General features: G+C 62.7%; 17 protein-coding genes. 15 read left to right on the top strand and 2 right to left on the bottom strand.

What is annotated here, in order from left to right; translation table 11 throughout:
- The first annotated feature begins 1 nt into the window (after position 1).
- The 5 genes from livM to DEM27_RS05270 all read left to right on the top strand — a co-directional run bounded on the left by livM (position 2) and on the right by DEM27_RS05270 (position 4,770).
- Positions 2–1,558 carry a high-affinity branched-chain amino acid ABC transporter permease LivM gene (livM, locus tag DEM27_RS05290; protein ID WP_109457161.1) on the top strand — a complete coding sequence of 519 codons (1,557 nt, stop codon included), beginning with the start codon at positions 2–4 and terminating at the stop codon, positions 1,556–1,558.
- The gene (locus DEM27_RS05285; protein ID WP_109457160.1) at positions 1,558–2,430 is read left to right on the top strand and encodes an ABC transporter ATP-binding protein; all 873 of its coding nucleotides are present in this window, start codon (positions 1,558–1,560) and stop codon (positions 2,428–2,430) included. The genes livM and DEM27_RS05285 overlap by 1 nt, the downstream gene beginning before the upstream one ends.
- Positions 2,430–3,158, top strand: a complete 729-nt coding sequence (locus tag DEM27_RS05280) for an ABC transporter ATP-binding protein (protein WP_109457159.1) — start codon at positions 2,430–2,432, stop codon at positions 3,156–3,158. The genes DEM27_RS05285 and DEM27_RS05280 overlap by 1 nt, the downstream gene beginning before the upstream one ends.
- A 24-nt stretch (positions 3,159–3,182) precedes the next feature.
- Positions 3,183–3,527, top strand: coding sequence for a DUF6867 family protein (locus DEM27_RS05275; protein ID WP_109457158.1), 345 nt, complete (start codon positions 3,183–3,185; stop codon positions 3,525–3,527).
- A 118-nt stretch (positions 3,528–3,645) separates the two neighbouring features.
- Positions 3,646–4,770 (top strand): branched-chain amino acid ABC transporter substrate-binding protein, encoded by a 1,125-nt coding sequence (locus DEM27_RS05270; protein WP_109457157.1) that lies wholly within the window; start codon positions 3,646–3,648, stop codon positions 4,768–4,770.
- Between the two features lie 105 nt (positions 4,771–4,875).
- Here DEM27_RS05270 and DEM27_RS05265 read toward each other — a convergent pair whose 3' ends face one another.
- Positions 4,876–5,802 (bottom strand): response regulator transcription factor, encoded by a 927-nt coding sequence (locus DEM27_RS05265; RefSeq protein ID WP_109457156.1) that lies wholly within the window; start codon positions 5,800–5,802, stop codon positions 4,876–4,878.
- On the bottom strand, positions 5,792–9,181 hold the full coding sequence (locus tag DEM27_RS05260; RefSeq protein ID WP_109457686.1) for a hybrid sensor histidine kinase/response regulator: 3,390 nt from the start codon (positions 9,179–9,181) through the stop codon (positions 5,792–5,794). The genes DEM27_RS05265 and DEM27_RS05260 overlap by 11 nt, the downstream gene beginning before the upstream one ends.
- 349 nt (positions 9,182–9,530) lie before the next feature.
- Here DEM27_RS05260 and urtA point away from each other — a divergent pair, with 349 nt between their 5' ends.
- The 10 genes from urtA to DEM27_RS05210 all read left to right on the top strand — a co-directional run bounded on the left by urtA (position 9,531) and on the right by DEM27_RS05210 (position 17,838).
- Entirely contained in the window at positions 9,531–10,820 is a 1,290-nt protein-coding gene (gene urtA / locus DEM27_RS05255) for an urea ABC transporter substrate-binding protein (RefSeq protein ID WP_109457155.1), read from the top strand.
- Between the two features lie 211 nt (positions 10,821–11,031).
- Positions 11,032–12,636, top strand: coding sequence for an urea ABC transporter permease subunit UrtB (urtB, locus tag DEM27_RS05250; protein WP_109457154.1), 1,605 nt, complete (start codon positions 11,032–11,034; stop codon positions 12,634–12,636).
- Complete coding sequence (urtC, locus tag DEM27_RS05245; protein WP_109457153.1) at positions 12,633–13,814, top strand: urea ABC transporter permease subunit UrtC; 1,182 nt, start codon at positions 12,633–12,635, stop codon at positions 13,812–13,814. Before urtB ends, urtC begins: the two co-directional genes overlap by 4 nt.
- A 5-nt stretch (positions 13,815–13,819) precedes the next feature.
- On the top strand, positions 13,820–14,572 hold the full coding sequence (gene urtD, locus DEM27_RS05240; RefSeq protein WP_109457685.1) for an urea ABC transporter ATP-binding protein UrtD: 753 nt from the start codon (positions 13,820–13,822) through the stop codon (positions 14,570–14,572).
- A 163-nt stretch (positions 14,573–14,735) separates the two neighbouring features.
- The gene (urtE, locus tag DEM27_RS05235) at positions 14,736–15,431 is read left to right on the top strand and encodes an urea ABC transporter ATP-binding subunit UrtE (protein ID WP_109457152.1); all 696 of its coding nucleotides are present in this window, start codon (positions 14,736–14,738) and stop codon (positions 15,429–15,431) included.
- Positions 15,432–15,641: 210 nt separating this feature from the next.
- Entirely contained in the window at positions 15,642–16,460 is an 819-nt protein-coding gene (locus DEM27_RS05230) for an urease accessory protein UreD (protein ID WP_109457151.1), read from the top strand.
- A gap of 69 nt (positions 16,461–16,529) precedes the next feature.
- A complete protein-coding gene (locus DEM27_RS05225) occupies positions 16,530–16,832 on the top strand; it encodes an urease subunit gamma (RefSeq protein WP_109457150.1) in 303 nt (100 codons plus the stop codon).
- Positions 16,833–16,844: 12 nt separating this feature from the next.
- Positions 16,845–17,099 (top strand): DUF1272 domain-containing protein, encoded by a 255-nt coding sequence (locus DEM27_RS05220; RefSeq protein ID WP_109457149.1) that lies wholly within the window; start codon positions 16,845–16,847, stop codon positions 17,097–17,099.
- A 10-nt stretch (positions 17,100–17,109) separates the two neighbouring features.
- Positions 17,110–17,415: an urease subunit beta gene (locus DEM27_RS05215; RefSeq protein WP_109457148.1), complete on the top strand. Its 306-nt coding sequence runs from the start codon at positions 17,110–17,112 to the stop codon at positions 17,413–17,415.
- A gap of 18 nt (positions 17,416–17,433) precedes the next feature.
- Positions 17,434–17,838 (top strand): lysozyme inhibitor LprI family protein, encoded by a 405-nt coding sequence (locus DEM27_RS05210; RefSeq protein WP_109457684.1) that lies wholly within the window; start codon positions 17,434–17,436, stop codon positions 17,836–17,838.
- Positions 17,839–17,854: the final 16 nt, after the last annotated feature.

Here is a 17,854-nt window from a genome sequence, read left to right as displayed (position 1 = left end):
AATGACAAACATAACCTCTAGACATGAAGGCGCCGCCGGGGATCTGACGGCGCGGGCTTTGCGCGAGGCGCTGTATGCCGGCTTGATCTCGCTCGGCCTGTTCGTTCTCTTCGTCGGCCTCAAGTCCGACCAGAACATCCGCAACGAGCTTATCCTGGTGCCGCGCTGGGGCCTGCTGGCGATTTTCGTTGTCATCGCCATGGTCGGCCGCTTCCTGATGATCGCCTATCTGCAGCCGTTCCTGGCGTCGCAGAAGGTCGTCAATGCGGCCACCGGCATGTTGCCGGACAGTATGGCCTCGCGGTTCTTCCGCCTGCCGTTCTTCATCGCCGCCGTGGTGGTGTCTGCGGTTATGATCGCGGCGGCGCGTGGGTTGCCGGATAATATCGCTGCCTATGCGACCATCATTCGCGGACTTGCGATCATCTATTCGCTTGCCTGCCTGTTCTATATGTTCCGCATTTTCATCACCACGCACTTCACGGTGCTGGCGGTTGCCGCTCTGGTTCTCTACCCGATCGTCATCGTGGCGATCTTCGGTGCCCAGGGATCGTTGAAGTGGGTCGATAACTTCGGCATCCAGATCCTCATCTACGTGATGCTCGCCTGGGGCCTGAACATCGTCGTCGGCCTCGCCGGGCTGCTCGATCTCGGTTACGTCGCCTTCTACGCGGTAGGCGCCTATTCCTACGCGCTTCTGTCCAGCACCTTCGGGCTGTCCTTCTGGGTGCTTCTGCCGATGGCCGGCATCCTCGCCGCCTTCTGGGGCATGATTCTCGGCTTCCCGGTCCTGCGCCTGCGCGGCGACTATCTGGCGATCGTGACATTGGCCTTCGGTGAAATCATCCGCCTGGTGCTGCTCAACTGGGCCGAGGTCACCAATGGCGCGGCCGGCATCTCCGGCGTCGCCAAGGCTTCGGTCTTCGGCATCTGGTCGTTCGACGTCAGTGCGCCGAACAACTTCGCCAAGGCTTTCGGCCTGCCGATGTCGTCGGCCTACTACAAGATCTTCCTGTTCTATCTCATCCTGGCACTGGCGCTGCTGACGGCCTTCGTCACCGTCCGCCTGCGCCGCATGCCGATCGGTCGCGCCTGGGAAGCCTTGCGCGAGGACGAGATCGCTTGCCGTTCGCTGGGGATCAACACCGTCACCACCAAGCTGACCGCCTTTGCGATCGGTGCCATGTTCGGCGGTTTCGCCGGCTCCTTCTTCGCTGCCCGCCAGGGCTTCGTTTCGCCGGAAAGCTTCGTCTTCCTGGAATCGGCCGTCATTCTCGCCATCGTCGTCCTTGGCGGCATGGGATCGCTGGTCGGCATCGCGGTGGCTGCCGCGGTGATGGTCGGCGGTACGGAAATCCTGCGCGAACTGGAATTCCTCAAGCATATCTTCGGCCCCGACTTCACGCCGGAACTCTACCGCATGCTGCTCTTCGGCATTGCCATGGTCGTCGTGATGGTCTGGAAGCCGCGTGGCTTCGTCGGTAGCCGCGAGCCCACCGCCTTCCTGCACGAGCGTAAGGCGGTCTCCGGCAGCTTCACCAAGGAAGGGCACGGCTGATGTCCCTCGAGACGACTATGAACAGCGATACCATTCTCAAGGTCGAACACCTGTCGATGAAGTTCGGCGGCCTGATGGCCATCAACGACTTCTCCTTCGAAGCCAAGCGCGGCGAGATCACCGCGCTGATCGGTCCGAACGGCGCAGGCAAGACCACCGTGTTCAACTGCATCACCGGCTTCTACAAGCCGACGATGGGCATGATCGTGCTCAACCAGAAAGCCGGCAAGCAGTACCTGCTGGAGCGCCTGCCGGACTTCGAAATCACCAAGCACGCGAAAGTGGCGCGCACCTTCCAGAACATCCGCCTGTTTTCGGGCCTCACTGTTCTGGAAAACCTGCTCGTCGCCCAGCATAACAAGCTGATGGTGGCATCCGGCTTCACCGTTCTCGGCCTGCTCGGCTTCCCCACGTACCGCAAGGCGGCCAAGGAGGCGATCGAACTTGCCAAGCACTGGCTGGAAAAGGCCGATCTGATCGACCGTGCCGACGATCCGGCCGGCGACCTCTCCTACGGCGCACAGCGCCGCCTGGAAATCGCCCGCGCCATGTGCACCGGCCCGGAACTGCTGTGCCTCGACGAGCCGGCCGCCGGCCTGAACCCGCGTGAGTCCGCCGCCCTCAACACGCTGCTGCGCAGCATTCGCGCCGATACCGGCACGTCGCTGCTCTTGATCGAGCACGACATGTCGGTGGTCATGGAAATTTCCGACCATGTGGTGGTGCTCGAATACGGCCAGAAGATTTCCGATGGGACGCCGGATCATGTGAAGAACGATCCCAAGGTTATTGCTGCGTACCTCGGTGTCGAGGACGATGAGGTGGAAGACGTGATTTCGGAAGTCGAGTCCCTCGAAGGAGGCGTGAACTGATGTCAGGTCAACCGCTTCTGAAAGTTCAGGCCGTCGAAACCTTCTACGGCAACATCCGGGCGCTCGGCGGCGTCGATGTCGAGGTCAACAAGGGCGAGATCGTCAGCCTGATCGGTGCCAACGGCGCCGGCAAGTCGACGCTGATGATGACCATCTGCGGCAGCCCGCATGCACGCCACGGCTCGGTGATCTTCGAGGGCCGCGACATCACCCAGATGCCGACCCACGAGATCGCCCGGCTGCGCATCGCGCAATCGCCGGAAGGCCGCCGCATCTTTCCGCGCATGACCGTCTACGAAAACCTGCAGATGGGGGCCGGCCTCGACAACCTGAAATATTTCAGCGAGGACGTCGAAAAGATCTTCAAGCTGTTCCCGCGGCTCAAGGAGCGTCAGGCGCAACGCGGCGGCACGCTGTCGGGCGGCGAGCAGCAGATGCTCTCGATCGGCCGTGCGCTGATGGCGCGTCCGAAGCTCCTGCTCCTCGACGAGCCGTCGCTGGGTCTTGCGCCGCTGATCGTCAAGGGCATCTTCGAGGCGATCAAGAAACTGAACAAGGAGGAGGGCCTGACCGTGTTCCTTGTCGAGCAGAACGCCTTTGCCGCGCTCAAGCTGTCCGACCGCGCCTATGTGATGGTCAACGGCAAGGTGACGATGAGCGGCAGCGGCAAGGACCTGCTCGCCAATCCCGAAGTTCGCGCAGCCTATCTGGAAGGCGGCCGCCATTGACGGCGCCGACCTGGAGTATCTGACATGCAGGGAATTATTTACGAAGAGCCGTCCGTTCTGCAGTTCCTGTTCATCACCTGCATCATCGGGGGATGGACAGCCTGGAGAACGGGAAAGAGCGTTGCCGAGAACTGGCAGAGCTATAAGACCGTCATCGTCTACACGCTGCTCCTCGGCGTCGGCATCCGTTTCGTGCACCATGCGCTGTTTGCCGGAACGATGTTTTCGCCGCAATACTATGTCGTAGACACGATCGTGCTTTTGTTGTTTTCTACCGCAGGCTTCCGCTACTACCGGACGCGGCAGATGGCGACCAGCTACTACTGGCTCTATGAAAAGGCTTCGCCCTTTTCCTGGAAACAGAAATAATAACGGAGCCCGTCTCAAAATCGGGCCCAGCAGCTTCGCAGCGACACCGGCGCAATGAAAGTGGGTATTGTGCCCGGTTTTCCAAACCCAACCCGCTTTAAAAATTGGGAGTAACAAAATGAAAAAGTCTCTTCTGTCGGCTGTGGCGCTGACGGCTATGGTTGCCTTTGGCGGCAATGCCTATGCCGATATCATTGTCGGCGTTGCGGGCCCGCTGACCGGCCCGAACGCTGCGTTCGGCGCACAGCTTCAGAAAGGTGCGGAACAGGCTGCAGCGGACATCAACGCCGCTGGCGGTATCAACGGGGAACAGATCAAAGTTGTGCTCGGCGACGACGTGTCGGACCCGAAGCAGGGCGTTTCGGTCGCCAACAAATTCGTTGCCGACGGCGTAAAGTTCGTCATCGGCCACTTCAACTCCGGCGTGTCCATCCCGGCATCGGAAGTCTACGCTGAAAACGGCGTCCTGCAGGTTTCGCCGGCTTCGACGAACCCGACCTACACCGAGCGCGGTTTGTGGAACACGTTCCGCACCTGCGGTCGTGACGACCAGCAGGGCGGCGTTGCCGGCGCTTACATCGCTGCGAATTTCAAGGATGCCAAGATTGCCGTCCTGCACGACAAGACCCCCTATGGTCAGGGTCTTGCTGACGAGACCAAGAAGGCGATGAACGCAGCCGGCGTCACCGAAGCCCTTTATGAAGGCGTCACCGCTGGCGACAAGGACTTCTCGGCCCTGATCGCCAAGATGAAGGAAGCCGGCGTATCGCTCGTCTACTGGGGCGGCCTGCACACGGAATTCGGCCTGATCGAACGCCAGGCGGCCGACCAGGGTCTGAAGGCGACGTTCATGTCTGGTGACGGTATCGTATCGAACGAACTGGCTTCGATCGCTGGCGATGCGGTCGCCGGTACGCTGATGACCTTCGCTCCGGATCCGCGCAAGAACCCGGCTGCCGCCGAACTGGTTGAGAAGTTCCGCGCTTCCGGCTTCGAGCCTGAAGCCTATACGCTGTACGCCTATGCTGGCGTTCAGGTGATCGCCGATGCCGCCAAGGCAGCCGGCTCGACCGATACGACGGCCGTTGCCGAAGCCCTGAAGTCGAAGGGTCCGTTCAAGACGGCCATCGGCGAACTCGGCTTCGACGAAAAGGGTGACATCACCCGTCCCGACTACGTCATGTACAAGTGGGGCAAGGACGCCGACGGCAAGTACACCTACACGGAACTCGAAGCGAAGTAATTCGCCTGTCATGCCGGCCCTGTCGGCATGATGGTTCCTTCTGCCCGGTTGCGTTATGCGCAGCCGGGCTTTTTATTGCCTTCGCCCGGAGAAAGGGCGCAGGCCTTATTCGCCATGCAGCACATGCGCTGCCTTGACGGCGGCCGAGGCGCGGTTCTCGACGCCGAGCTTCACATAGATCTGTTCCAGGTGCTTGTTCACCGTCCGGGCGGAAAGGCCGAGGATGTCGCCGATGTCGCGGTTCGACTTGCCCTTGGCGATCCACAGGAGCACTTCGGATTCGCGCACCGTCAGCGGAAAATTCTGGCGCAGGATCTCGTCGTCGCTGCGGCGGTTGTCGGCGGTCAGGCGGAAGAGATATTCGTCGCTGCCGATGGCGCCCAGATAGGCGAGATGCAGCGCCGTCTGCCCGTCCGGATCGACGGAAAAGCCGGTTTCGCGCGCCGTGCCCGGTTTCGCCTGCGCCGCGAGCCAGGCGGCGATATGGCCGGCGACCAGGTCCAGCCCGTCGTCGCGGCCGGTGGCGGCATTCACCAGCCGGGTCGCCTGCGGCGTCGACCAGTGGATGCGGCCATTGCCGTGCACCGCGAGCAGGTGCCGGCCGGCGACATCGAGCGCCACGCGGGCGCTCTGCGCCGAGCGGGCGTTGGAGAGGTGCACGCGGATACGGGCGCGCAACTCGTCGATGTTGATCGGCTTGGTGAGGTAGTCGACGCCGCCGGATTCCAGCGCATGCACCACATGTTCGGTCTCGGTGAGCCCGGTCATGAAGATGACGGGCACCTGCGCCACCGCCGCATTGCCCTTGATCCGCCGGCAGGTCTCGAACCCGTCCATGCCGGGCATGACGGCGTCGAGCAGGATAAGGTCGGGGGTGATGCGTTCGGCGATGTTGAGGGCGGCGCTGCCGGAGGTGGCGATCAGCACGGAAAAGCCCGATTGCTCCAGCGCTTCCGTCAGGAAGCCCAGCGCGTCCGGACTGTCGTCGACCAGAAGCACGATATCGCGCGGCAGAGCCGTCTCAGATGCCATCGCTCATCTCGCTTTCGAATGTGCGCAGGGTGTCCATGTAGCCGTCGAGATCGAAGGCCTTGACGTAGGCGAGCAGCGCGTCGGTGAACGGGCGGTTCTCCTCCGCCGTCGCGAGTTCGGCCAGCTTCGCCTCGATGCCGCGCACATAGCCGATTTCGCCGAGGCTGATCAACTCCTGCAGATGGCTTTGCCCGGGACTGCGCAAAGGGCGCTGTTGCGGCGAGGCCACGGGAAAAGGAAGGCCCGTCTCGTAAATCCATTCGAGGCCGAGATGGACGGCCAGCTTGTCGCCCAGCCGGCGGATGTCGACCGGCTTGGCGATGGTGTCGTTGTGGCTGTCGTCGCCGCTGCTGGCGATCGATCCGTCGCCGATATTGGCCGACAGCATCAGGATCGGCGCCGTCTGGCCGCTTTCGCGCAGTTTCGTGGCGAGCTGCCAGCCGGTCATGCCCGGCATGGAAATGTCGATGAGGAAGAGGTCCGGCTTGATGCCGGCGATCAACGCCAGGCAGTCGGCGCCGCCCGCCGCCGTCAGCACAACGAAATCGAGCGGCACGAGCACCTCGCGCATCAGGTCGCGATGATCCTCGTTGTCGTCGACGACGACGATGGTGCGGCGCGGCCCGGTGTAGGAGACGATCTTCTTTTCCGCCGCCGGCGTGGTGTTCGGCCGGTTGACGGCCGACAGCATCAGCCGCACCCGGAATGTCGATCCCCTGTCGCGCTCGCTTTCGGCGGCGATCTCGCCGCCCAGCGTGTTGGTCAGCAGCCGGGTGATGGTGAGGCCGAGGCCGAGGCCCGGCATCGGCCGCACATGCTCCGCCTCGCCGCGCTGGAACGGCTCGTAGATGCGGGCAAGGTCGCTTTCCGCAATACCGCGGCCGGTATCGGTGACGGTGAAGGTGGCGACCTGGCTGCGATAGCCGACCTCGAAGCGGACAGAACCCTCGTCGGTAAACTTGATGGCGTTGGAGAGCAGATTGACGAGGATCTGGCGCAGCCGCTTTTCATCGGTGCGGACATAATGCGGCAGGTAGGGCGAGCGCAGATGCTCGAATGCCAGGCCTTTCGCTTGGGCCACCGGCCGGAACATGTCGATGATCTGGTCGAGGAAATCCCTGAGGTTGATCTCGTTGGAATAGACCTGCAGCCGCCCGGCCTCGATCTTGGAAATATCGAGCAGCCCGTCGATCAGGCCGGACAGATGGTCGGCGGAGCGCTTGATCACCTTGATCGCCGATTGCCGCGGCGCCGGGATCGTCTCGTCGCGTTCGAGGATCTGGGCGTAACCGAGCACGGCGTTGAGCGGCGTGCGCAATTCGTGGCTCAGGCCGACGACGTAGCGGCTCTTGGCGGCATTGGCGGTCTCTGCGGTTTCCTTGGCGTTCTGCAGGGCGGCGTCGGTTTTCTTGTGGGCGGCGATTTCTTTCAGCAACAGGGTGTTCTGCCGCGAGGATTCTTCTTCTGCGACGAGGCGGCTGTCATGCGCCAGCACATAAAACCAGCAGGCGACGCCGGTGACGACGGCGAAGACGAAGAACACGATCAGCACCGTGCGGTTGACGACCTCGGCGGTTTCCGGCGAGGCGGTGCCGACCTGGTGGGCGATCATCGCCAGGATGACGCCGATGGCCGAAACCGCCAGCACGACCGCAATCCCATAGCGGCCGAGCCGGGTCTTCAACCGCTCGACGATGCTTTCCGGCAGCACGATGCGGGCGACGGCGGCGGCCTGGTAGTTCAGCCGCGCCTTGGGTTTGCACATGTCTTGGCAGCGGCTGTCGAGCGAGCAGCACAAGGAGCAGATCGGCGCGGCATAGGCCGGGCACCAGGCCATGTCCTCCGGCTCGAAAGGATGTTCGCAGATCGAACAGGTGATGGTGGTGCTCGTTCGCCAGTTCTGCCGTGGCTTCCGGGCAAGGTAAAGTTTGCCGCTGGTCGCCCAGGCGATCGCCGGAGACGCAATGAAGGCGACGATGACGGTGATGTAGGTGGCAAGCGAGGCGGCGACACCCCCGAAGAGGCCGAAATGGGCGGCAAGCGCGATCGCCGCCGACAGCGTCATGGCGCCGACGCCGACCGGGTTGATGTCGTAGAGATGGGCGCGCTTGAACTCGATGCCGGGCGGCGCCAGCCCCAGCGGCTTGTTGACGAAGAGGTCCGCCGAAATGGTGCAGAGCCAGGCCATGGCGATGATCGAAAAGATGCCGAGCGTCTCTTCCAGCAGCCGGTAGATGCCGAGCTCCATCAAAAGAAGCGCGATCGCCACGTTGAAGATCAGCCAGATGACGCGGCCGGGATGGCTGTGGGTCAGGCGCGAGAAGAAATTCGACCAGGCAAGCGAGCCCGCATAGGCATTCATGACGTTGATCTTCAGTTGCGACACCACCACGAAGGCGGCCATCAGCAGCAGCGCCGCCATCTCGTTCGGCAGCATGTAGCCGAAGGCGACCAGATACATATGCGCCGGGTCGGCCGCCTGATCCGCGGGCACGCCGGCATTCATGGCGAGCACGACGAGGAAGGAGCCGGCCAGCAGCTTTGGCGCTCCGACCACCACCCAGCCGGGGCCGGCGAGGAAGACGGCGAGGCGATGGCGCCATTTCCTCTGGCCATCCGGCGGCAGGAAGCGCAGGAAGTCCACCTGCTCGCCGATCTGCGACATCAGCGCCAGGATGACGGCGGAGGCGGCGCCGAACTCCATGAGGTCGAAATGCGCCGATGTGCCGGGAGGGCCGGACGCATGGCGCAGGCCGGAGAAGGCGCGCCACACATCGAATTTTTCCCAGTCCATGAAGGCGATGAAGACGAAGGGCAGGATGTTGAGCACGATCCAGAACGGCTGGGTGACGAGCTGGAACTTGCTGATCAGCCGGACGCCGTGGGTGACGAGCGGGATGACCATCACGGCGCTGATGATGTAGCCGATCCACAGCGGGATGCCGAGCGTCAGTTCCAGCGCCCCCGACATGATCGAGGCTTCGATGGCAAACAGCATGAAGGTGAAGGCAGCGTAGATCAGCGAGGTGATGGTGGAGCCGATGTAGCCGAAGGAGGCGCCGCGTGTCAGGAGATCGATATCGACACCATGACGGATGGCATAGCGGCTGATCGGCAGGCCGATGGCCAGCATGGCGATCGAGGCGACGACGATGGCGAAGAAGGCATTGGTGGTGCCGTAGGACAGCGTGATCGTGCCGCCGATGGCTTCCAGCGCCAGGAAGGAGATCGCACCGATCGCCGTCTGAGATATGCGCTGGGAGGAGAACTGTCGGGCGCTCTTGGCGGTAAAACGCAGCGCATAATCCTCCAGCGTCTGGTTCGCCACCCAGCGATTATATTCGCGCCGAACCGGAATGATGCGTTGGCGGGCTGCCATGCCGATGAACGATGTCCCCGAAACGTGAGATTTTCCGGCAATATTCGAGGTTTGCCGGCCATTTGCAATGCTCGTCATGCCGGATTGCCGCGCGATCTCGTTTTGCAGGCGTGAAAGGCGGATTTTCGCTGAATCTTTGATCAACATGCCTTTTTATTGTGCTGCCTATGCGTAGATGAGTGGCAGTGTCCGCTGCTCCTTTGTTCCCTGCCGTTCATGGGGGTAAAACTTCCCCTTTCTCCCCTCCGTCTACGTCATATTACGTATGCCGTTTTGCGGTGCAGCATCCGATACTCCCTTAAGCAACGGTTAATCCTCCGGTTGCGGATGAGAGAGGGGTTCACAAAAGATGAAACTGAAGGCACACGTCACCGGCGCCCTGCTTGGCGCCATCCTGTCGACGACGGCGTTCCACGGCGCCTTTGCGGCTGACGACACGATCAAGGTCGGCATTCTCCACTCCCTTTCGGGAACCATGGCCATCTCCGAGACGACGCTCAAGGACGCCATGCTGATGCTCATCGAAGAGCAGAACAAGAAGGGCGGCATCCTCGGCAAGAAGCTCGAGCCCGTCGTCGTCGACCCGGCTTCCGACTGGCCGCTGTTTGCCGAAAAGGCCCGCGAACTGATCGAGAAGGACAAGGTCGCCGCCGTCTTCGGTTGCTGGACCTCGTCGTCGCGCAAGTCCGTCCTGCCGGTCTTCGAAGAGTTGAATTCGATCCTCTTCTACCCCGTGCAGTACGAGGGTGAAGAATCCTCGCGCAACATCTTCTACACCGGCGCCGCCCCGAACCAGCAGGCAATCCCGGCCGTCGATTACCTGATGAACACCGAAGGCGTCGAGCGCTGGGTGCTCGCCGGCACCGACTACGTCTATCCGCAGACGACCAACAAGATCCTCCAGGCCTACCTGGAATCGAAGGGTGTCGCCAAAGAAGACATCATGATCAACTACACGCCGTTCGGTCATTCCGACTGGCAGACGATCGTCTCCGACATCAAAAAGTTCGGCTCGGCCGGTAAGAAGACCGCCGTCGTCTCGACCATCAACGGCGACGCCAACGTGCCGTTCTACAAGGAACTGGGCAACCAGGGCATCAAGGCCGAAGACATCCCGGTCGTCGCCTTCTCGGTCGGCGAAGAAGAGCTTGCCGGTCTCGACACGGCGCCGCTCGTCGGCCACCTGGCTGCGTGGAACTACTTCCAGTCCGTCGATGCGCCGGTCAATGCCGAGTTCATCAAGACCTGGCATGCGTTCACCAAGAACGACAAGCGCGTCACCAACGACCCGATGGAAGCCGCCTATATCGGCTTCAGCGCCTGGGTAAAGGCTGTCGAAGCCGCCGGCACCACCGATACGGACGCCGTTCTCGACACCATCATCGGCGTTTCTGTCCCGAACCTGTCGGGCGGCACCTCCACCGTCATGCCGAACCACCACATCACCAAGCCGGTGCTGATCGGTGAAATCCAGGCTGACGGCCAGTTCGAAATCGTCCAGCAGACGCCTGCCGTCGTCGGCGACGAATGGTCGGACTTCCTGCCGGACTCCAAGGACCTGATCTCCGATTGGCGCAAGCCGATGTCGTGCGGCAACTTCAACGTCGCCAACGGCAAGTGCGGCGGCAAGGGTTCCTGATCGCCCGAGCTTTGACGAAAAGACCCTCACCCTAACCCTCTCCCCGCTTGCGGGGAGAGGGGACGTGCCATGCGAAGCGTTGGCCGTATTTGGTGAGCGAGCGGCAATCGTCCTTCTCCCCGCCAGCGGGGAGAAGGGTCCGAAGGACGCAGGCGGATGAGGGGCAAACCATGCGCCTTTCGTTGCTGCGCCATCCCCGGGGGACAAAAGAATGCTTATCCGTTTCATTAGCCTGTTTTTCCTGATCATTTTTGCCGTCGCGCCAAGCATGGCGCAAGAAGATGCGCGTGCACTCTTCGATGCCCTTGGCAAGGCGAACTTCAAGCAGGCCGAGGAACTGGTGGGCAAGATTGCCTCGACCGGCGACCCGAAGGTCGTTCCGGCGCTTGAAGCCTTCGCAGACGGCAATCTTTATGCCCGCAAATCCGATGGTGCCGTGTTTATCGGCACGGCCGCCGGTGCGAACCTGGCGTTGACCGATCCCATGAGCGGCGAAAAGGCCGGCGAGGAAGCCAAGGGGGCGCTGACCAAGGTGAAGGTCAACAACGGCCTGCGCCGCGCCATCCGTTCGGCGCTGGGCGGGCTGACGTTGCTCAGCCCCGACAAGGCGATCCGCATGGAAGCGGCGCAATCGATCCTCAAATCTCCCTCTGCCGACTCCCTCGAACTGGTCGAGACGGCGCTTTCCAACGAAACCGACATGGCGGTGAAAGCTGCGCTGGAAGAAGCGCGCGCCGCCTCGCTGCTGATCTCCGACCGTCCGATCGAAGAGAAGAAAGCGGCCGTCGCAACCATCAAGGCGATCGGCGGTCAGGCCTCGCTGTCGCTGCTGTCGACTGCCCTGAACTCGGCGGATGAAATGCTGAAGCCGGATATCGAGGCGGCGATCAAAAGCATTCAGGATACGCAGTCGCTGTGGGCGATGGCCCAAAACATCTGGTACGGCCTGTCGCTCGGCTCGGTGCTGCTTTTGGCGGCCATCGGCCTTGCCATCACCTTCGGCGTCATGGGCATCATCAACATGGCGCATGGCGAGATGGTGATGCTCGGCGCCTATACCACCTTCGTGGTGCAGGAAATCATCCGTAATTCGGCGCCCGGCCTGTTCGACTGGTCGCTGGCGATCGCGCTACCGGTCGCTTTCCTGGTCACCGGTGCCGTCGGCCTGGTCATCGAGCGTGGCGTCATCCGTTTCCTTTACGGCCGGCCGCTGGAGACGCTGCTCGCCACCTGGGGCATCTCGCTGATCCTGCAGCAGGCTGTGCGCTCGATCTTCGGCGCCAACAACCGCGAGGTTGGCAATCCCTCCTGGATGTCCGGTGCCTTTGAACTGGGCGGCCTGACGATTACCTGGAACCGCCTATGGATCGTGCTGTTTGCCATGGTCGTCTTCGCTTTCCTGCTGTTCCTGCTGAAGAAAACGCCGATGGGCCTGCGCATGCGCGCCGTCACCCAGAACCGCCGCATGGCGTCGTCGATGGGCATCCGCACACCCTGGGTCGATGCGATGACCTTCGCGCTCGGCTCGGGTATCGCCGGCATCGCCGGCGTGGCGCTCAGCCAGATCGACAACGTCTCGCCCAACCTCGGCCAGGGCTACATCATCGACAGCTTCATGGTGGTGGTCTTCGGCGGCGTCGGCAATCTCTGGGGTACGCTGGTGGGCGCCTTGTCGCTCGGCATCCTCAACAAGTTCCTCGAACCCTCGGTGGGAGCGGTGCTCGGCAAGATCCTCGTGCTCGTCCTCATCATCCTTTTCATCCAGAAGCGGCCGCGCGGTCTCTTCGCACTCAAGGGAAGGGCGGTGGAAGCATGATCACGGGCTTTCTGATCCGGGCGCTCGATCGCAACATCACGGTCGCCATCGCCGTCATCCTCGCCATCGCCGTGCTGGTGCCGGCCTCCAACCTGCTCTTGTCGGCCGACAATCCGCTGCATATCCCGACCTACATCATGGCGCTGTTCGGCAAGTACCTGTGCTACGCGCTGCTGGCGCTGGCGCTGGATCTGGTCTGGGGCTATTGCGGCATCCTTTCGCTCGGCCACGCCGCATTCTTCGCGCTCGGCGGTTATGCCATGGGCATGTACCTGATGCGCCAGATCGGCTCGCGCGGCGTCTATGGCGACCCTGTTCTCCCCGACTTCATGGTGTTCCTGAACTGGAAGGAACTGCCGTGGTTCTGGCATGGCTTCGACATGTTCTGGTTTGCGATGATCATGGTGCTGGTCGTTCCCGGCCTGCTCGCCTTCATCTTCGGCTGGTTCGCTTTCCGCTCCAGAGTGAACGGCGTTTATCTCTCGATCATCACCCAGGCGATGACCTACGCCTTGTTGCTCGCCTTCTTCCGCAACGACATGGGGTTTGGCGGCAACAACGGCCTGACCGATTTCAAGGATATTCTGGGCTTTTCGGTGCAGGCGAACGGCACCCGCGCCGTGCTCTTCGCGCTCAGCGCCATCATGCTGGCGCTTTGCCTGCTGATCGCCTCCGGCATCGTGCATTCGAAATTCGGCAAGGTGCTGGTCGGCGTGCGTGATGCCGAAAGCCGGGTGCGCTTCCTCGGTTTCCGGGTGGAGAACATCAAGCTGTTCACCTTCGTCGTCTCGGCGATGATGGCGGGTATTTCCGGTGCCTTGTTCGTGCCGCAGGTCGGCATCATCAACCCCGGCGAATTCGCGCCGGCCAACTCCATCGAAGTCGTCATCTGGACGGCGGTTGGCGGCCGCGGCACGCTGATCGGGCCGATCATCGGCGCCGTGCTGGTCAATGCCGGCAAGAGTTTCTTCACCGGCGCCTTCCCCGATTTCTGGCTGTTTGCGCTGGGTGCCCTGTTCATCGCGGTCACGCTGTTCCTGCCGAAGGGCATCGTCGGCACCGTGGCGCAATATGCCGCCAGCCGGAAGGCTTACCGCAGGGCACAAGCGACGGAAGCCGCCCGTGAAGCGGCCAACCAGGCGGAAGCCGGCCCCACCAGCACCCAGGCAGCGGAGTGATGCCGATGAGCGAAACCAAACCCAGAAGCCTGCTTTATCTAGACGGCGTTTCCGTTTCTTTCGACGGGTTCAAGGCGTTGAATTCGCTGTCTTTCGTCGTCGAGCCGGGTGAACTGCGCGCCATCATCGGCCCGAACGGCGCCGGCAAGACGACGATGATGGACATCATCACCGGCAAGACGCGTCCGGACAGCGGCGAGGTGTTCTTCAACGGCGAGATCGACCTGACCAAGAAGGACGAGGCCGATATTGCCCAGCTCGGCATCGGCCGGAAATTCCAGAAGCCGACCGTGTTCGAAAGCCACACCGTCTGGGACAATCTCGAACTGGCGCTCAACCGCAAGCGCGGCGTGTTCTCCACCCTGTTCTACCGGCTGACGGCGGAGGACAAGGCCCGCATCGAGGAGATCCTCGAAACCATCCGTCTCACCCACCGCAAGAACGACCTCGGCGCCAACCTCTCCCACGGCCAGAAACAATGGTTGGAGATCGGCATGCTTCTGGCGCAGGAACCGAAGCTGCTCCTGGTCGATGAGCCGGTCGCAGGCATGACGGATGCGGAAACGGCGGAAACGGCGGTGCTCTTGAAGGAGATCGCCAAGAGCCGCTCGGTGGTGGTGGTCGAGCACGACATGGGTTTCATCCGCGACCTCGGCGTCAAGGTGACCTGCCTGGCGGAAGGCTCGGTGCTGGCCGAAGGCTCCATCGACTTCGTCAGCAACGATCCGAAGGTGATCGAGAATTATCTGGGGCGGTGAGGATGGGGCATCGCTTTAATAACGACATGCCGGACTATTCGCTTGGAGCATCCCACTCTCCGCCATCATCCTCGGGCTTGACCCGAGGATCCACCAACGCGTTGTCACATGAAATGCCGAGCGAGCAAAAATTAAACCCACCGCATGATGGAAGAGGCCTGCCATGCTGACAGTCGAAAACGTCAACCTCCACTACGGCGCCGCCCAGGCGCTGCGCGGCATTTCGCTGACGGCGGAGATGGGCAGGATCACCTGCGTGCTCGGCCGCAACGGGGTCGGCAAAAGTTCGCTGTTGCGGGCCGTCACCGGCCAGCACGGCATCAGCGGCGGCTCGATCAGCTTCGACGGCAAGATGCTGAACGGTCTGCCGCCGTTTGCCCGGGCGAAGCAGGGCATCGGCTACGTGCCGCAGGGGCGTGAAATCTTTCCGCTGCTGACGGTCAGGGAAAACCTCGAAACCGGCTACGCGCCGGTGTCGCGCAAGGAACGCTTCATTCCCGACGATATCTTCAGCCTGTTCCCGGTGCTGCAATCGATGCTCGGCCGCCGCGGCGGCGACCTTTCGGGCGGTCAGCAGCAGCAGCTCGCCATCGGCCGGGCGCTGGTGACGCGGCCGAAAATCCTCGTACTGGACGAGCCGACGGAAGGCATCCAGCCGTCGATCATCAAGGATATCGGCCGGGCGATCCGCTATCTGCGCGATTCCACCGGCATGGCGATCCTGCTGGTCGAGCAGTACCTCGATTTCTGCCGCGAGCTGGCCGATCAGGTCTACATCATGGATCGCGGCGAAATCGTCCATCAGGGGGCGGCGGAAACGCTGGATACGCCGGAGGCGCGGCGGCACCTGACCGTGTAGTCCGTACGAGGGGTGGGCAGCATGTCTTTGCCGAAAGTGCCGGCACATGCCTGTTTTTTCATCGGAATTCCGGAGGGTCGTCACCGGCCGGCAAGATTGGCTCCGCAAATGCCGTGTGTCTTTGCGCATTGAAAAGGCACGGAACTTGCTTGATGATCGGGCGACGATGCGACGGGCGGGAATGGGCGTGCAGATGATGGATAGTCTCCGGTGACGGCTTTGGCGACCATAAGGCCGCAGCGCGCCCGCGGCATCGGCCGTCTTACCGCCAAACCGCTCGGCGGGCGCACGCGTCTTGCGGAGCTTTTCCAGGAGGGCTCGGCGAAGATCCGCCTGCCGGATACGTTTTCGGCCGAAATGGAGGCCGTGATCATCAACACCTCCGGCGGACTCACCGGCGGCGATGAAATGGCGTGGGTTATCAATGCCGGCCCCGATTGCCATGTGACGGCGACGACCCAGGCCTGCGAAAAGGTCTACAAGGCATCCGCCGGCACCGCCACTGTGTCGACGCGGATCTCGGTGGCCTCGGGCGCCCGCGTCGACTGGCTGCCGCAGGAGACCATCCTGTTCGATCGCGCCTCGATGACCCGCCGGCTGGAGGTCGATCTCGATGCCGGCGCCGAATTTTTAGGGCTGGAAGCCGTGCTGCTCGGCCGCAAGGCGATGGGCGAAACGATGGCGACGGGGCTGTTTCGCGACCGCTGGCGCATCCGCCGCGAAGGGCGGCTGGTGCATGCCGAGGACCTGCGGCTGGAGGGCGACATTGTCGGCATCGGCAAGGCGCCCGCCGTGCTCGGCGCGCAGGTGGCGTTTGCCACCGTGCTCTATTGCGGGCCGCGGGCGGAAGCCTACATCGAGCGGGTGCGGCAAGTGCTTGGCGATGCGGCCGGCGGCGCCAGCCAGTGGCGCGACAAGCTCGTCGTGCGCCTGACGGCTGCCGACGGCTATGCGCTGCGAAAAATTCTGATCCCGGTCATTTCGGTCTTGCGCAACGGAGCGCCGGTCCCGAAAGTCTGGAATCTATGAACAGGGCAGGAGAATGGCACCGGTTTCACCTTGGCCGCTGCCGTTGGACTTGAGAAAAACGGAGCGGACATGAACCTTACGCCCAGGGAAAAAGACAAGTTGCTGATCGCCATGGCGGCCATGGTGGCGCGCCGCCGGCTGGAGCGCGGCGTCAAGCTGAACTATCCCGAAGCCATTGCCCTGATCAGCGATTTTGTCGTCGAGGGTGCCCGCGACGGCCGTTGCGTCGCCGAGCTGATGGAGGCGGGCGCGCATGTGATCGACCGCTCGCAGGTCATGGAAGGCATCGCCGAGATGATCCACGACGTGCAGGTTGAAGCGACGTTTCCCGACGGCACCAAGCTGGTGACCGTCCACGAACCGATCCGCTAGGAGGAGGAAGCCATGCTGGAACTGCGACCCAATTGCGAATGCTGCGACAAGGACCTGCCGCCGGAAAGCCGGGAGGTGATGATCTGCACCTTCGAATGCACCTTCTGCGTCGATTGCGCCACGGATGTGCTGCAGGGTGCCTGCCCGAATTGCGGCGGCGAGTTTACCCGTCGCCCGGTGCGGCCGGCGGCCATGCTGGCCAGATATCCGGCCTCGACGCACCGTGTGCTCAAGGCCGAGGGCTGCGCGCCCGTCAAGGCGGCGTGAGGAGGACGAGATGATCCCGGGTGAAATCATTGCCGCCGGCGGCGAGATCGAGCTGAACGCCGGCCAGCCGACGGTGACCATCGAGGTGTCGAACACCGGCGACCGTCCGGTGCAGGTCGGCAGCCACTATCATTTTGCCGAGACCAATGCCGGCCTTTCCTTCGATCGCGACAAGGTGCGCGGCATGCGCCTCGATATTCCCGCCGGCACCGCGGTGCGGTTCGAGCCGGGCCAGACGCGCAGCGTCACGCTGATCCCGATGTCGGGCAAGCGGGAGATCTACGGTTTCCGCCAGCAGGTCATGGGAAAGCTGTAAGCGATGTCGAGATGGCTGATGGCAGGGATCGCGCTTGTCGCAACGCTCGGGTTTTCCGGGCTGGTGACGGCGGAGGAAGATCCACCGATCGATTGCGACAACGCCCAGGTGCAGGCGGAGATGAACATCTGCGCCTATCGCGATTTCGAGGCTGCCGACAAGGAGTTGAACGCGCAATACAAGAAGACGCGGGCGGCGATGGTTGAGATGGACGCCATGTACGAGCCCGAGCGTGGCGCCGAAAAGGCGCTGTTGAAGGCGCAGCGCGCCTGGATCGAGTATCGCGACGGCCATTGCGAAGCCTACGGCTTTGAGGCGCATCTCGGCAGCATGGAGCCGATGCTGGTTTCCGGTTGCCAGGCGGAACTGACGCGGACCCGCACCAGGGAATTGAAGGCGCTGGCCGAAGGGATGGTCAACTGATGGCGGCGCGGCGGCG

Source organism: Rhizobium album, assembly GCF_003122325.1.
In the GTDB taxonomy this organism is placed as follows: Bacteria; Pseudomonadota; Alphaproteobacteria; order Rhizobiales; family Rhizobiaceae; genus Metarhizobium; species Metarhizobium album.
This window is presented reverse-complemented; position numbering and strand designations above follow the sequence as displayed.

Bases quoted from the DNA above. Each gene is read 5' to 3' on its own strand.
- DEM27_RS05215 (WP_109457148.1), top strand. From the start codon at position 17,110: ATGATCCCGGGTGAAATCATTGCCGCCGGCGGCGAGATCGAGCTGAAC.
- DEM27_RS05285 (WP_109457160.1), top strand. From the start codon at position 1,558: ATGTCCCTCGAGACGACTATGAACAGCGATACCATTCTCAAGGTCGAA.
- DEM27_RS05260 (WP_109457686.1), bottom strand. From the start codon at position 9,181: ATGGCAGCCCGCCAACGCATCATTCCGGTTCGGCGCGAATATAATCGC.
- DEM27_RS05270 (WP_109457157.1), top strand. From the start codon at position 3,646: ATGAAAAAGTCTCTTCTGTCGGCTGTGGCGCTGACGGCTATGGTTGCC.
- urtA (WP_109457155.1), top strand. From the start codon at position 9,531: ATGAAACTGAAGGCACACGTCACCGGCGCCCTGCTTGGCGCCATCCTG.
- DEM27_RS05225 (WP_109457150.1), top strand. From the start codon at position 16,530: ATGAACCTTACGCCCAGGGAAAAAGACAAGTTGCTGATCGCCATGGCG.
- livM (WP_109457161.1), top strand. From the start codon at position 2: ATGACAAACATAACCTCTAGACATGAAGGCGCCGCCGGGGATCTGACG.
- urtC (WP_109457153.1), top strand. From the start codon at position 12,633: ATGATCACGGGCTTTCTGATCCGGGCGCTCGATCGCAACATCACGGTC.
- DEM27_RS05265 (WP_109457156.1), bottom strand. From the start codon at position 5,802: ATGGCATCTGAGACGGCTCTGCCGCGCGATATCGTGCTTCTGGTCGAC.
- DEM27_RS05210 (WP_109457684.1), top strand. From the start codon at position 17,434: ATGGCAGGGATCGCGCTTGTCGCAACGCTCGGGTTTTCCGGGCTGGTG.
- DEM27_RS05280 (WP_109457159.1), top strand. From the start codon at position 2,430: ATGTCAGGTCAACCGCTTCTGAAAGTTCAGGCCGTCGAAACCTTCTAC.
- urtD (WP_109457685.1), top strand. From the start codon at position 13,820: ATGAGCGAAACCAAACCCAGAAGCCTGCTTTATCTAGACGGCGTTTCC.
- urtB (WP_109457154.1), top strand. From the start codon at position 11,032: ATGCTTATCCGTTTCATTAGCCTGTTTTTCCTGATCATTTTTGCCGTC.
- urtE (WP_109457152.1), top strand. From the start codon at position 14,736: ATGCTGACAGTCGAAAACGTCAACCTCCACTACGGCGCCGCCCAGGCG.
- DEM27_RS05275 (WP_109457158.1), top strand. From the start codon at position 3,183: ATGCAGGGAATTATTTACGAAGAGCCGTCCGTTCTGCAGTTCCTGTTC.
- DEM27_RS05220 (WP_109457149.1), top strand. From the start codon at position 16,845: ATGCTGGAACTGCGACCCAATTGCGAATGCTGCGACAAGGACCTGCCG.